Genomic DNA, 13,512 nt, shown 5'->3' on the forward strand with positions numbered 1-13,512 from the left:
AACCACAGACCCCATCAGGCCTTGGCAGGACAAACTCCCAAGGCCTTCGCCGCTACCAAGACCACCGCGATCCAATCAGCGAATTATTGAACATCGACAGCAATGACAGTGAAATCGCGTCAAAGTACCCCGAAGATCGCCAGCGCCAGCACGGCCTGGGCGAGGAAGCCGACGGTGAATGCGAGCGTGCGGAAGATCGGGATCCCGATGGCGTAGACAATGATATGTGCGACGCGCGACCAGAAATACACCGCGCAGGCGAGCACCGTCCATTTCGTCGAATAGTCGATTGCGTTGAGGATCAGCACCAGCGGCACGAAGATCACGAGGTTTTCGACCGCGTTGTCGTGCGCGAACATCAACCGGTTGGCCCAATCCGCCTGCGGCTTGTCGTTGCGCGACGGATTGGCCATCGCACCGCTGAGCCCGCGAACCTGGCAGCGGTTGATGATGTAGGGGATCCAGAGCACTCCGGTCAGGATCACCGTCAGTGTCAGCCAGAACAATTCGCGCGTCATGGTCCGGTCCCTTCTGTCGTCGCTGTGGTGAGAGCGAGTCTATACGAAAGCGCGGACGATTCCGCTATGCGCGAACCCTGACATAGCTGCCGGGCGCATCCTCGATCGGCGGGAACGTCTCGCTGCCGACCGGACGCGCCGGGACCTCCTCCGGATCCAGCTCGCCGAGCCATTGGCGCCAGTCCGGCCACCATGAGCCCTTGTGCTCCACCGCGCCCTTCATCCACTCGGCGACGCTGACGTCCTTGATGTTGTCGTTGGTCCAGTACTGATACTTGTTCGAGGCCGGCGGATTGACCACGCCGGCGATGTGGCCCGAGCCCGACAGCACGTATTTCACCGGGCCGCCAAAGAACTGCGAACCGTACAGCACCGATTCCGCCGGTGCGATGTGATCCTCGCGGGTGGCGAGATTGTAGACGGGGACCTTGACCTTGGAGAGATCGAGCAGGGTATTGTCGAGCACCATCGTGCCGGTCGAGAACCGATTTTCCAGATAACAGTTGCGCAAATAATAGGAATGGTTGGCCTGGGTCATCCGTGTCGCGTCCGAATTCCAGTGCAACAGGTCGAAAGCACTCGGCTGCTGGCCCTTCAGATAGTTGCTGACGACATAGGACCAGATCAAATCGTTGGAGCGCAGCATGTTGAAGGCCATCGCCATCTTCGAGCCTTCGAGCACGCCGGCCGCCTTCATGTCCTGCTCGAGGGCTGCGATCTGCTCCTCGTCGACGAACACGAGGAGATCGCCGGCATGGGTGAAGTCGACCTGGGCCGCGAAGAACGTCGCCGATGCAACGCGCTGGCGGCGTTTCTCGGCGAGCCAGGCCAGCGTGGTCGCGAGCATCGTGCCGCCGACACAATAGCCGGCAGTGTGTACCTTCATCTCGCCGGTGATCTTCTCGATCACGTCCATCGCCGCGAGCGGGCCTTCCTTCATGTAGTCTTCCCAGCCCTTGTTGCCGAGCCGCTTGTCGGGATTGACCCATGAGATCACGAACACGGTGATGCCCTGGTCGACGCACCACTTGATGTAGGATTTCTCCGGCTTGAGATCGAGGATGTAGAACTTGTTGATCCAGGGCGGCACGATCAGGAGCGGGGTGCGTAGCACTTTCTCGGTGGTCGGCGCATACTGGATCAGCTGCATCATTTCGTTCTGGTAGATCACCTTGCCCGGCGTCGTCGCCATGTTGACGCCGACGACGAGATTGTCCGGATTGGACTGGCGGATCTTCAACATGCCTTTGCCGGCCGCGATGTCCTCGGCCAACATCGTCAGGCCGCGCGCGAGGTTATCGCCGGACGTGGCAAGTGTCTCGCGCAGCACCTCCGGATTGGTCAGCACGAAGTTGGACGGCGACAGCGCGTTGGTGACCTGCTGGACGTAGAACTCGGCCTTGCGGCGGGTATGCGGATCGAGCCCTTCGGCAGCGCGCACCAGCTCCTGCGCCCATTTGGTCGTGAGCAGATAGAGCTGCATGACGAAATCGAAGAACTGGTTCGACTTCCATTCGGGATCGGCAAAGCGCTTGTCGCGCGGCGAGGGCGTGATCGCGGGCGGGGCGTCCTGGCCCGCCATGCGGCGAACCGCCGAGCCCCAGAGGTCGAGATAGTCCTTGGCGAGCTTGGTCTGGAGATCGGAGGAGCGGGACGTGTCCGACAGCCAGTATTCGGCGACCGAGGTGAAGGTCCTGACGATCTCGGCAAGCTCGGGCGGCGGGCGATCCTGCACCTCGCCGGTCTCGCGCGGTTTGAGGTAGGCAGCGAGCGCCTTGCCACCGCTCTCCATCGCCCGCGCGACATTCATCGCGAAAGCTTCGGCATCGAACTTCGTCTCGAACGGGGTGCCGGATTTGGGCGTGTCGGTTGTGACGGTACTCATGCGCAGAACAGTAACGATTCATTCTGTATTCGTCACCGCGAAGCTCGCATGTTTGGCGTTAAACACTCTCGAAGATGTGTTGCAGCGCGACAAATTTTCTTGGTTCCGTCACAATCGAGCCGCAACCGCTCGGCTTGGTAGCGCCGGGTGGTTTTCTCGCTCATACCATTTTGGGCAGCCATGGTTTGAGCTTGGGCGCGGTCTTGGGTAAGTTGCCCTGGGGGCCGTGCTTCGGGACGAGTAGGGGATTTCCCAAGTGTTGGTGTTATGGGACCTGCAAAAGACGCTGCCGATCTGTGGCGCGCTGTTGATCGCGGCGCTTGCCTTGGGCGGCTGCTCAAGCCAGCTCGCGGATATGACGCCCGCGGATGCGCAGGCGCATCCCAGGGAGCCCGGCAGCTATCTGCCGGTGCATGATCTGCCGCCGGATCGCGATCAGGCGACCATCCCGCCGGACCAGCGCGCCAAGATCGAGGCCGAGCTTGCCGCGGCGCGCGATCGTCAAGCTCTGGCCGCCAAGGACGCCAAGTGAGCAAATGAGGCGGTGCAAGGTAATCGCTGGCGCCCCCGTCTTGCCGTGCTAAAAGACCTCAGTTCAGCCAATAGTCAGGGCGAACGACCTCAGCCGCCATCGTCGATGATTGCTCTAAGTGTTTGATTTCGAGTAATTTTCGTGAAGGGACTGGGCGCGTTTCCGAACGGCCGTCATGGCCTGTCGATTCTGTCCTGACCGGTTGCCCGGAGCCCAGAGAGCCATGGAAGAGTTTTACCGCATCCGCCGCCTGCCGCCTTACGTGTTCGAACAGGTCAACCGGGCCAAGGCGGCCGCGCGGAACGCCGGCGCCGACATCATCGACCTCGGCATGGGCAATCCGGACCTGCCGGCGCCGCCGCACGTGCTTGAGAAGCTCAAGGAGACTCTTGGCAAGCCGCGCACCGACCGCTACTCGGCCTCACGCGGCATTCCGGGGCTGCGCCGGGCGCAAGCTGCCTACTACGCCCGCCGCTTCGGCGTGAAGCTCAATCCCGATACCCAGGTTGTCGCGACGCTCGGCTCCAAGGAAGGCTTTGCCAACGTGGCGCAGGCCATCACCGCGCCGGGCGACGTCATCCTCTGTCCGAACCCGAGCTATCCGATTCACGCCTTCGGCTTTTTGATGGCGGGCGGGGTGATCCGCTCGGTGCCTTCCGAGCCGACGCCGCAATTCTTCGAGGCGGCCGAGCGGGCGATCATCCATTCGATCCCCAAGCCGCTGGCGCTCGTCGTCTGCTACCCCTCGAACCCGACGGCCTATGTCGCGAGCCTCGACTTCTACAAGGACCTCGTCGCGTTCGCGAAGAAGCACGAGATCCTGATCCTGTCCGATCTCGCTTATGCCGAAGTCTATTTCGACGAGAGCAACCCGCCGCCCTCGGTGCTCCAGGTGCCCGGCGCGATGGACGTCGCCGTCGAGTTCACCTCGATGTCGAAGACCTATTCGATGGCCGGCTGGCGCATGGGCTTTGCGGTCGGCAATGAGCGCGTGATCGCGGCGCTCGCCCGCGTCAAATCCTATCTCGATTACGGCGCGTTCACGCCGGTCCAGGTCGCGGCGACCGCCGCATTGAACGGCCCGGACGATTGCATCAAGGAGATGCGCGACACTTACCGCAAGCGCCGCGACGCGCTGGTGGAATCGTTCGGCCGCGCCGGCTGGGAGATTCCGCCGCCGGAGGCCTCGATGTTCGCCTGGGTGCCGCTGCCAGAGGCCTTCCGCAGCATCGGCAGCATGCAGTTCGCGACCCTGATGGTGGAGAAATCCGGCGTCGCGGTCTCGCCCGGCGTCGGCTTTGGCGAGCATGGTGAAGGATATGTCCGCATCGCCATGGTGGAAAACGAGCAACGGATCAGGCAGGCCGCGCGCGGCGTGCGCCGCTTCCTTGAAAGCGGCGTCGAAACGTTGCACAACGTGGTTCCGCTCGCCAATCGGCGCTAATTCTCTTCTGCAGGTTTTCTGAACTATCATGGTCGCACCCCTGAAAGTGGGCATAGCGGGGCTCGGCACCGTGGGTGCCGAAGTCGTCCGTTTGATCGAAACGCAAGCGCGCGTGCTCACGGGACGCAGCGGCCGGGGCATCCGCGTCGTTGCCGTCACCGCGCGCTCGAAGGCGAAGAAGCGCGGCGTCGACTTGCGCGGCGTCGAATGGGCGAGGGATCCAATGGCGCTTGCCACCCATGCCGAGGTCGATTGCTTCGTCGAACTGATGGGCGGCGCCGGCGATCCCGCGCTGTCGGCGGTGGAAGCCGCGCTCAATGCCGGCAAGTCGGTTGTCACCGCCAACAAGGCGCTGCTCGCCAAGCATGGCCTCAAGCTCGCCAAGGCGGCTGAAAAGCACGGCGGCGCGCTGAATTTCGAGGCAGCGGTCGGCGCCGCTATCCCTGTCATCAAGACGTTACGCGAGGGGCTCGCTGGAACCGGCGTCAACCGCGTCTATGGCATCCTCAACGGCACCTGCAATTACATCCTGACCCGGATGGAGCAGGAGGGCCTGTCCTTTGCCGAATGCCTGAAGGACGCGCAGCGGCTCGGCTATGCCGAGGCCGATCCGTCCTTCGACGTCGACGGCCACGACACCGCGCAAAAACTCGCCATTCTGGCCAGCCTGGCCTTCGGCACGAAAGTTGCTCAAAGCGCGGTGTATGTCGAAGGCATCTCATCCATCGCGCCGGAAGACCTGCGCGCGGCGGCCGATCTCGGCTACCGCGTCAAGCTGCTCGGCGTTGCGGTTCGCACCGCCAAGGGCATCGAGCAGCGCGTGCATCCGACCATGGTGCCAAAATCCTCCTCGATCGCGCAGGTGATGGGTGTCACCAATGCGGTCACGATCGATGGCGAGGGGATTCCGCCGATCACGCTGGTCGGCCCCGGCGCAGGCGGTGCCGCGACCGCATCCGCCGTTGTCGCCGACATCGCCGACGTTGCGCGCGGCATTCGTGCCAATCCGTTCGGACGGCCGATTTCGCACTTGCGCGACACCAAGAAGGCGCCCATGGAGCGGCATGAGGGCGGTTATTACATCCGCCTGCTCGCCCGCGATTTCCCCGGCACTGCGGCCGCGATCGCCACGCGGCTTGCAGAACAGAAGATTTCGATCGAATCGATCGTGCAGCGTCATCCCAATGGCGGCGCTGCTCCCAGCGACGGCAAGACAGTCCCCGTGCCGGTCATCCTGATCACTTATGCGACCCATGAGGACGCCGTGCGCCGCGCGCTCGCCGCAGTCCAGCGCGACAAGGTGATCAGCGGAAGGCCGCAGGTGATCCGGATCGAGAAGAACTGACACGGTTCGAACGAACTGTGGGTGTTACGAGTTGATGCGGACGGAGATGTCCGTCCAAAACCGTTTCGAAGGAGTGAGCCGATGTCGACCCATATTTCAGTCCCGCCGCAAGCGTTGCTCGAGCGCATCCTCACGCTGGAGATCGTGCGGGTGACGGAGCGGGCGGCGGTGTCCTCGGCGCGGCTGCGCGGGCACGGCAACGAGAAGCAGGCTGACCAGGCTGCTGTCGACGCCATGCGCCGCGAGCTCAACAAGCTGCCGATCGAAGGCACTATCGTGATCGGCGAAGGTGAACGTGACGAGGCACCGATGCTCTTCATCGGCGAGAAGGTCGGCATGAATGCCGGTCCCCAGGTCGATATCGCGGTCGATCCGCTCGAAGGCACCACGCTATGCGCCAAGAACATGCCGGGCTCGATCGCCACAATGGCGATGGCCGACGGCGGCACGCTGCTGCATGCCCCCGACGTCTACATGCAGAAGCTCGCGATCGGACCCGGCTACGACAAGGGCGTCGTCGATCTCGATGCCTCGCCGGCTGATAACGTCCGCCGCCTCGCCAAGGCCAAGGGCGTCAAGCCTGATGGCATCACCGTTCTCGTGCTCGATCGTCCGCGCCATGCCGACATCATTGCGAGCGTGCGTTCGACCGGCGCCGCCGTGCGCCTGATCACCGACGGCGACGTCGCCGGCGTGATCCATTGCGCCGACCCCGACAACACCGGCGTCGACATGTATCTCGGCACCGGCGGTGCGCCGGAAGGCGTGCTCGCCGCCGTGGCGCTGCGCTGCATCGGCGGTCAGATGCAGTGCCGCCTCATCCTCGACTCCGAAGAGAAGCGCGAGCGCGCCGCCAAGATGGGCGTCAACGATCCCAAGATGATCTACGGCATCGAGGACATGGCGCGCGGCGACTGCCTGTTTGCCGCCACCGGCGTCACCACGGGCTCGCTGCTCTCGGGCGTCAAATTCCGCAAGGACGGCGTGATCGAGACCGAGACGGTGGTGATGCGCTCCGTCACCGGCACCGTGCGCTACATCAAGGCCGAGCACCGCGAGCTGGCCAAGTTCCATCTGGATTGATCCAGGCAACACCACTGTCGTCGTTCCGGGGCGACGGGACCGCGCAACGCGCGGCCCGCGAGCCCGGAATCCATCGGGCGACAGTCTCCGACGCGCAATGGGTTCCGGGTTCGATGCTGCGCATCGCCCCGGAATGACGATAAGAAAAAGAGGGGAAGCGCCATGTCCGATCTCTCCGCCGTCAAAGCCCTCGTCTTCGACGTGTTCGGTACCGTCGTGGACTGGCGCACCAGCCTGATCACCGATTTCATGTGGTGGGGCAAGCAGCGCGGCATCAGCGCTGATTGGACCGCGCTCGTCGATGGCTGGCGCGGCATGTACATGGCCTCGATGGACGACGTGCGCAAACATCCCGAGCGCGGCTACGTCATGCTCGACGATCTGCACCGCCGCTCGCTGGAAAAGCTGGTCGATCAATTCTCGATCAAGGGCCTCACCGAAGCCGATCTCGACTATCTCACCAAAGGCTGGCACCGCCTGCATCCCTGGCCCGACAGCGTCGGCGGTCTGACCCGGCTGAAGACCAAATTCGTGATCTCGCCGCTGTCGAACGGCAATGTCGCCCTGCTCACCAACATGGCGAAGTTTGCAGGGCTGCCCTGGGACCTCATCATGTCCGCCGAGCTGTTCGAGCACTACAAGCCTGATCCCGAGACCTATCTCGGCGCCGCGCGCCTGCTCTGCCTCAAGCCGCAAAAGGTGATGATGGTCGCGGCCCACAATGGCGATCTTGCGGCTGCGCAGAAGAACGGATTGAAGACCGCGTTCGTGGCGCGGCCGACCGAGTACGGACCGTTGCAGAAGGTCGACTTCGAGGCGACCGGCAATTGGGACATCGTCGCAAAGGATTTTGGCGGGATCGCCGACAAGCTCGGGTGCTAGCGACGTTCTTGATAGCTTGTACGCGGCAACGCCGGTCCGGGCAGCGCGCGCCGCCCGGACCTGATTTCGAAACTACAAGGTCATCTTCATCGGCTCCGGATAGTAGTGGAAGCCTTCGCCTGTCTTGGCGACATGGCCGTAGCCCGGCCAGGCGAAGTGATAGGACATCACGGGGGTCTTGTTTGCCGCAAGCATCGTCAGCAGCTTGACGCGCGAGTCTGCCGCCTGCTTCGGGTCGGTGTCGTAGGAGAACTCCATCCTCGGCCGCTCCAGCAGCAGCACCGAATGGTGCGAGAGATCGCCGAGGAAGGCGAACGATTTGCCCGCCGAGGAGACCATGAAGATGGTGTGGCCGACAGTGTGACCGGGCGCGGCGACCGCCTGCACGCCCGGCAAAAATTCCTGGCCGTCCTTGAAAAACACGATGCGGTCGCGGACCGGCAGCAGGTTCTTGCGGGCGTGGAGGACGAAGTCCTTGGCCGGGCTGCCGAGCTTGCCCTCATCGGTCCAGAAGTCGAAATCGGACTGGGAGATGTAGACCTGCGCGTTCGGAAACAACGGTTTGCCGCCCTCGTCCACGATGCCCCCGATGTGGTCGATATGGGCGTGCGAGCACACCACGGCGTCGATGTCCTCCGGCTTGATTCCGGCCTCGGTCATGCTCTTCTGCTGCCGTCCGGTGCTGGCGCCGAACATTTTTGAGCTGCCCATGCCGGTATCGAACAGGATGAGCTTGTCGCCGGTGTTCACGATCGGCGAGTTCTGCTCGAGCACGACATTGTCCGGCGACAGGAAATTGTCGGCCAGCATCTTCTTGACCTCTTCCTTGGGAACGCCGGTGAAGGTCCCGGAGGGATCGCCGAGCGGCAGCGGCCCATCGGATACGACGGTCACCTCGGCATCGCCGAGAATGAAGCGATGCCAGTAGGGCGTCTGGGTGCCGAGCTTGGGTGCCCGGGCCATCGCGCTGCTGCCGAGCAGCGCGCTGGCGCCAAGGCCGGCCCCGAGTGCGAGAAGGGATCGACGTGAGACATCGATTGTCATGCGTTTCCTCCGCTTTTTTGACCTGCGCGATTGTTGGCGCGGTGTGACCGGCCCCGGTCGACCATGAGGCCGGAGGTCGGCGGAAGGCATGCTGCGCCGGTTGCGATGAGCTAGCAAGTGGAATTGGTCCGCGGATGCATGCCGGGCAGGGACACGGCGTGCGGAGCACGTTCCGCAAAAACAAAGCCCCGCGGAATTGCGCCTTACGCAATTCTCAGCGTGAGGTCATTGCCGTCCGTTTCGGCAAAGCCGGCCTGTAAGACCTCTTCGCGCTTATGGCGCAGATGCGCACGCAGGATGTGGGCGAGGCCGGCGCCGTCGCGGCGCTGGAGCGCATTGAGGATTGCCTCGTGCTCCTTGACGGCGAGCGCCCAGCGCTGCGGCGTCATCGGCGTGACGTAGCGCGCGCGGCGGATCCGCGCTGTCACCGAGGTGTAAAGGCTCGCGAGCACCGGGTTTCCGGCCGCGTTGACGATGGCTTCGTGAATTGCGCGGTTGCCGCGATAGTACTGGATCAGGTCACCCTCGCGATAATGCTGCACCATGTCCGCATGCGCGGTGGCGATCGCGTCGATCTCGGCGTCCGTGATGCGCTCGCAGGCAAGCTCGCCGGCAAGGGCTTCGAGGCCCTGGCAGACCTCGAACAGGTCGCGCATGTCCTGGTCGGTCAGCTTCGCCGCGCGCGAGCCGCGATGCGGCAGCAGCTGCACGAGGCCTTCGGCGGCCAGCACCTTGAGCGCCTCGCGCAGCGGCGTCCGCGAGATCTCCAGCCGCTCGCACAGCTCGCGCTCCGGAATGCGCGCCCCTGGCGGGATTTCACCGTCGAGCAGGATGGCGCGAATGCGGCCGACGACTTCTTCGTGAAGCATGGTCTGAAACTCTATTTGCATGCAAAAATGGGCCTACAAACGGAAAATTGCAAGTTCCTGCTTGAAAATTCCAATTTTTGCATTCAAAACTGTAGAAAAGCAGAAAGGGTGTGGGGAATGGACCTGCAAGTGGAGGCACAAGAGCTCGTCTTCGAGCGCCAGGACGGCATCGGGCGGATCACCTTTAACCGCCCGCAGGCCCGCAACGCCTTCACGTTTGCCATGTACGAGCGGCTCGCTGCGATTTGCGAGGAGGCTGACCGCGACCCTGCGATCAAGGTGCTGGTGCTGCGCGGGGCTGGCGACAAGGCGTTCGCCTCGGGCACCGACATCAACCAGTTCCGCGAATTCAAGACGCCGCAGGACGCCATCGATTACGAGAACCGCATCGATCGCGTGCTCACAACGCTGGAGCAGTGCCGTGTGCCGACGATCGCGGCGATCAACGGGTTCTGTACCGGAGGCGGGGCCGGCATCGCTGCGGCCTGCGACCTCCGCATCGGCACCAAGACCGCCAAGATCGGTTTCCCCATCGCCCGCACGCTCGGCAATTGCCTGTCGATGTCCAATGTCAGCCGTCTCGCCGCGCTCATCGGCGCCGCGCGCGTCAAGGATCTGATCTTCACCGCGCGCCTGGTCGATGCCACCGAGGCCGCGAGCATCGGGCTGCTTGGCGAGGTCGTGGACGATCTTGCCGCGCTCGATCGGCGCACTGACGAGGTCGCTCGGCTGCTCGCCAGTCATGCGCCGCTGACGCTGAATGCGACCAAGCAGGCGGTGACGCGCCTGCAAAGACGGCTGACGCGGGACGAGGGCGAAGACCTCATCCTGATGTGCTACACGAGCCAGGATTTTCGCGAAGGGCTCGATGCTTTCCTCAACAAGCGCGCGCCGCAATGGCGCGGCCAATAGGACGGGCCCATGCAGAGCGATCGATCGCAATCCACCTCCCGCCGTTCGGGACCGCTCGCCGGTCTCAAGGTCATCGATCTCACCCATGTCATGGCCGGGCCGACCTGCACCTTGATGCTCGCCGACATGGGCGCCGACGTCATCAAGATCGAGAAATGGCCCAATGGCGACGATACCCGCCATTCGGTGCCGCCGAAGATCGGCGATGAGGCGGCCTCCTTCCTGATGATGAACCGCAACAAGCGCGGCATCGTGCTGGATCTGAAGACCGACGGTGGCAAGCAGGTGCTTCGGCGGTTGATCGCGAGCGCCGACGTGCTGGTGGAGAACTTTGCGCCCGGCGCGATGGAGCGTCTCGGTTTCGGCTACGAGGCACTGCACGCGGAATTTCCCGCGCTGATCTACTGCTCGCTGTCGGGCTTCGGCCGCACCGGCCCGTACAAGCACCGCCGCGGCTTCGATCTGGTCGCGCAGGCCATGAGCGGCATCATGAGCTTTACCGGCGAACGCCCCGACGGTCCGCCCGTCAAATGCGGCCCGCCACTGTCCGACATCACCGCCGGTCTGCTGGCGAGCATGGGCATCCTCGCGGCCTATACGCACCGTCTCAAGACCGGCGAAGGACAGTGGGTGGAGACATCGCTCTATGAAGCGGCCCTGGTGCAGACCTATTGGCAGTCCACCATCGCGCTGGCCGCGGGCACGGCACCGCGCGCGATGGGCTCGGCCCATCCGCTCAATGCGCCCTATCAGGCGTTCGAAGCCTCGGATGGCTGGCTCGTCGTCGGCGGCGCCAACAAGAAGCATTGGCTGTTGATGCTGGAAGCACTCGGCGCCAGCGAACTCGCCGCCGATCCGCGCTTCGTCACCGGCTCCGACCGTATGGCGCATCTGAAGGAGCTGGAAGCCGTCTTGAGCGAACGCTTCCGCACCAAATCGCGCGCGCATTGGCTTGCGGCGCTGGACGAGAAGGGCGTGCCGTGCGGCCCCGTGCACGACATGCTGGAAGCGCTCAGCGATCCGCAGACGCTGGCGCGCGAGATGGTCGTCGAGGTCGAGCACTCCACGCTCGGCCCCGTAAAGACGATCGGGCTTCCCATCAAGTTTTCGGAGACCCCAGGCAAAGTTCGCTCAGGCGCGCCGGTCTATGGTGAGCACACAAGTGAGGTGCTGGCCGAGCACGGGTTCGACCAGAAGCAGATCGAAGCGCTCGAAAAAGAAGGCGCAATCGTGCTGGCCTCAGCAAGTCGCGAGGAACGCGTCGCCTGAGCGGACGTCGATAAGACAACAACAAAAGACAAAAATCAGCTGGAGGAACATCATGGGTCGGACGTCAACACTTCTGCTCCCCGCGGCCGCGATCGTGCTCGCCGGCACGATGCCGGCGCTCGCCGCCTGGCAACCGCAAAAGCCGATCGAGTTCGTCGCCACGGCCGGGCCGGGTGGCGGCACTGACAATCTCGCGCGCGCGGTCCAGAACATCATCACCAAGTACAAGCTGACAGACCAGCCGATCGTCGTCGTCAACAAGGGCGGCGGCAGCGGCGCCGAAGGTTATGTCTACGGCAAGGCCTCCGCGGGCGATCCCCACAAGGTGATCTTCGGCACCTCCAACGCCTGGCAGCAGCCGCTCGTCTCCAAGGTCGCCTTCAACTACACCGATCTCACCCCGATCGCGGCGATGGCGCAGGATGAGTTCCTGCTCTGGGTCAAGCAGGACGCGCCCTACAAAACCGCGGGCGATTATCTGAAGGCGGCCGCATCGGGCGAATTCAAGATGGGCGGCGCGCAATCCAAGGACACCGACGAGGTGTTGACGCGCATGATCGAGAAGGCCGGCAAGGTCAAGCTGACCTACATCCCTTTCAAGAGCGGCGCCGAGACCGCTGTGCAGCTCGCCGGCGGACATCTCGATTCCCACGTCAACAATCCCAGCGAGAGCCTCGGGCAATGGCGCGGCGGTACGCAGCGCCCGCTCTGCGTTTTCAGCCCGAAACGGCTGCCGCAGGGCCCGAAGGTCACCGCAACCGAAGGCTGGAGCGACGTTCCGACCTGCGTCGAGCAGGGCCTCGACATCAAGCAGTATGAGCAGCCGCGCACGGTGTGGCTGCCCGGCAAGGTCACGCCGGACCAGGCGGCGTTCTATGTCGATCTCATGAAGAAGGTGCAGGCAACGCCGGAATGGAAGGACTATATCGAGAAGACCTCGCAGGTCGACACCTTCCTGACCGGCGCCGAGTTCGAAAAATTCATCAGGGAGGACCTCGAGCACGTCAAGCAGGTCGCGGGCGAGCAGGGCTGGCTCGTCAAGTGAGGCGGCGGGCAGGTCGCCTGCGGCCATCCTTCGAGACGCCCGCCTGCGGCGGGCCCTCAGGGTGAGGTCGCGCGCCGTGGCAAGATATCCAACCCTCACGGTGAGGAGCCCGCCAAAGCGGGCGTCTCGAACCATGCAGGCCGAGCTCGTTCGGCAGGTCTCACCGCCGTCACATGGGATAGCTCAGAGGTAACGGACCATGATTTCCCGCCGCGCGCTTGAACTTGCGACCGCTATCCTCACCGGGACCTTCGGTGTGGCAGTCGTCATCTCCAGTCTCGACAACGGCATCGGCTGGTCGAGCGCCGGGGTAGACGCCGGCACGTTTCCGTTCCTGACCGGGGTCATCATCGTGATCGGGAGCCTCTACAATCTGGTGCGGGGCGTGCTACCGGCCGCGACACTGGCAAATGTCCCCATCGCCATCACGTCCCTCGAACTGCGCAGGCTCGCCGGCCTGTTCGTGCCGGCTGCGATTTTTGTTGCCGCGATCCCGCTGGCCGGGATGTACGTCGCTTCAGCATTGTACGTTTTCGCAGTGCTGGCGATCCCCAGGTATCAATCCGTGCCGCGTGCGCTCGCGATGGCGGGGGCGACGGCACTCGCGCTCTACGTCGTGTTCGAGCGCATGTTCCAGGTCAGCCTGCCGCATGGCGCGCTCGCCGCCGCGTTCGGGTTCTGATG

13 protein-coding genes are annotated in these 13,512 nt (G+C 63.9%); 9 read left to right on the top strand and 4 right to left on the bottom strand.

The features are described from left to right. Positions 1 to 119: 119 nt before the first annotated feature. Together IVA78_RS06885 and phaC are read right to left on the bottom strand one after the other, a co-directional pair. The gene (locus IVA78_RS06885; RefSeq protein ID WP_247464891.1) at positions 120 to 518 is read right to left on the bottom strand and encodes an MAPEG family protein; all 399 of its coding nucleotides are present in this window, start codon (positions 516 to 518) and stop codon (positions 120 to 122) included. Between the two features lie 64 nt (positions 519 to 582). Next, complete coding sequence (gene phaC, locus IVA78_RS06890; RefSeq protein WP_247280962.1) at positions 583 to 2,403, bottom strand: class I poly(R)-hydroxyalkanoic acid synthase; 1,821 nt, start codon at positions 2,401 to 2,403, stop codon at positions 583 to 585. A gap of 256 nt (positions 2,404 to 2,659) precedes the next feature. On the opposite strand from phaC, the gene IVA78_RS06895 reads away from it, so the two are divergent. From IVA78_RS06895 to IVA78_RS06915, 5 genes are all read left to right on the top strand, one after another. Beyond that, positions 2,660 to 2,935, top strand: coding sequence for a hypothetical protein (locus tag IVA78_RS06895; RefSeq protein WP_247280963.1), 276 nt, complete (start codon positions 2,660 to 2,662; stop codon positions 2,933 to 2,935). Positions 2,936 to 3,158: 223 nt separating this feature from the next. Continuing rightward, positions 3,159 to 4,379 carry an LL-diaminopimelate aminotransferase gene (locus tag IVA78_RS06900; protein ID WP_247280964.1) on the top strand — a complete coding sequence of 407 codons (1,221 nt, stop codon included), beginning with the start codon at positions 3,159 to 3,161 and terminating at the stop codon, positions 4,377 to 4,379. A gap of 28 nt (positions 4,380 to 4,407) precedes the next feature. Then, positions 4,408 to 5,724, top strand: coding sequence for a homoserine dehydrogenase (locus IVA78_RS06905; protein ID WP_247280965.1), 1,317 nt, complete (start codon positions 4,408 to 4,410; stop codon positions 5,722 to 5,724). A gap of 81 nt (positions 5,725 to 5,805) precedes the next feature. Further along, entirely contained in the window at positions 5,806 to 6,807 is a 1,002-nt protein-coding gene (glpX, locus tag IVA78_RS06910) for a class II fructose-bisphosphatase (protein WP_247280966.1), read from the top strand. Positions 6,808 to 6,969: 162 nt separating this feature from the next. Beyond that, a complete protein-coding gene (locus IVA78_RS06915; RefSeq protein ID WP_247280967.1) occupies positions 6,970 to 7,689 on the top strand; it encodes a haloacid dehalogenase type II in 720 nt (239 codons plus the stop codon). A 72-nt stretch (positions 7,690 to 7,761) separates the two neighbouring features. Here IVA78_RS06915 and IVA78_RS06920 read toward each other — a convergent pair whose 3' ends face one another. Both IVA78_RS06920 and IVA78_RS06925 read right to left on the bottom strand, forming a co-directional pair. Further along, positions 7,762 to 8,733 carry an MBL fold metallo-hydrolase gene (locus tag IVA78_RS06920; protein ID WP_247280968.1) on the bottom strand — a complete coding sequence of 324 codons (972 nt, stop codon included), beginning with the start codon at positions 8,731 to 8,733 and terminating at the stop codon, positions 7,762 to 7,764. 203 nt (positions 8,734 to 8,936) lie between these two features. Further along, the gene (locus tag IVA78_RS06925; RefSeq protein WP_247280969.1) at positions 8,937 to 9,602 is read right to left on the bottom strand and encodes a GntR family transcriptional regulator; all 666 of its coding nucleotides are present in this window, start codon (positions 9,600 to 9,602) and stop codon (positions 8,937 to 8,939) included. Between the two features lie 117 nt (positions 9,603 to 9,719). Between IVA78_RS06925 and IVA78_RS06930 the strand changes: the two genes are divergently transcribed. From IVA78_RS06930 to IVA78_RS06945, 4 genes are all read left to right on the top strand, one after another. After that, entirely contained in the window at positions 9,720 to 10,514 is a 795-nt protein-coding gene (locus tag IVA78_RS06930; RefSeq protein ID WP_247280970.1) for an enoyl-CoA hydratase/isomerase family protein, read from the top strand. 9 nt (positions 10,515 to 10,523) lie between these two features. Further along, positions 10,524 to 11,783, top strand: a complete 1,260-nt coding sequence (locus IVA78_RS06935; protein WP_247280971.1) for a CoA transferase — start codon at positions 10,524 to 10,526, stop codon at positions 11,781 to 11,783. 52 nt (positions 11,784 to 11,835) lie between these two features. Next, the gene (locus tag IVA78_RS06940) at positions 11,836 to 12,828 is read left to right on the top strand and encodes a tripartite tricarboxylate transporter substrate-binding protein (RefSeq protein ID WP_247464893.1); all 993 of its coding nucleotides are present in this window, start codon (positions 11,836 to 11,838) and stop codon (positions 12,826 to 12,828) included. A 199-nt stretch (positions 12,829 to 13,027) separates the two neighbouring features. Further along, a complete protein-coding gene (locus IVA78_RS06945) occupies positions 13,028 to 13,510 on the top strand; it encodes a tripartite tricarboxylate transporter TctB family protein (RefSeq protein ID WP_247464896.1) in 483 nt (160 codons plus the stop codon). Positions 13,511 to 13,512: the final 2 nt, after the last annotated feature.

Source organism: Bradyrhizobium sp. 137 (assembly GCF_023074095.1).
Lineage (GTDB): Bacteria > Pseudomonadota > Alphaproteobacteria > Rhizobiales > Xanthobacteraceae > Bradyrhizobium.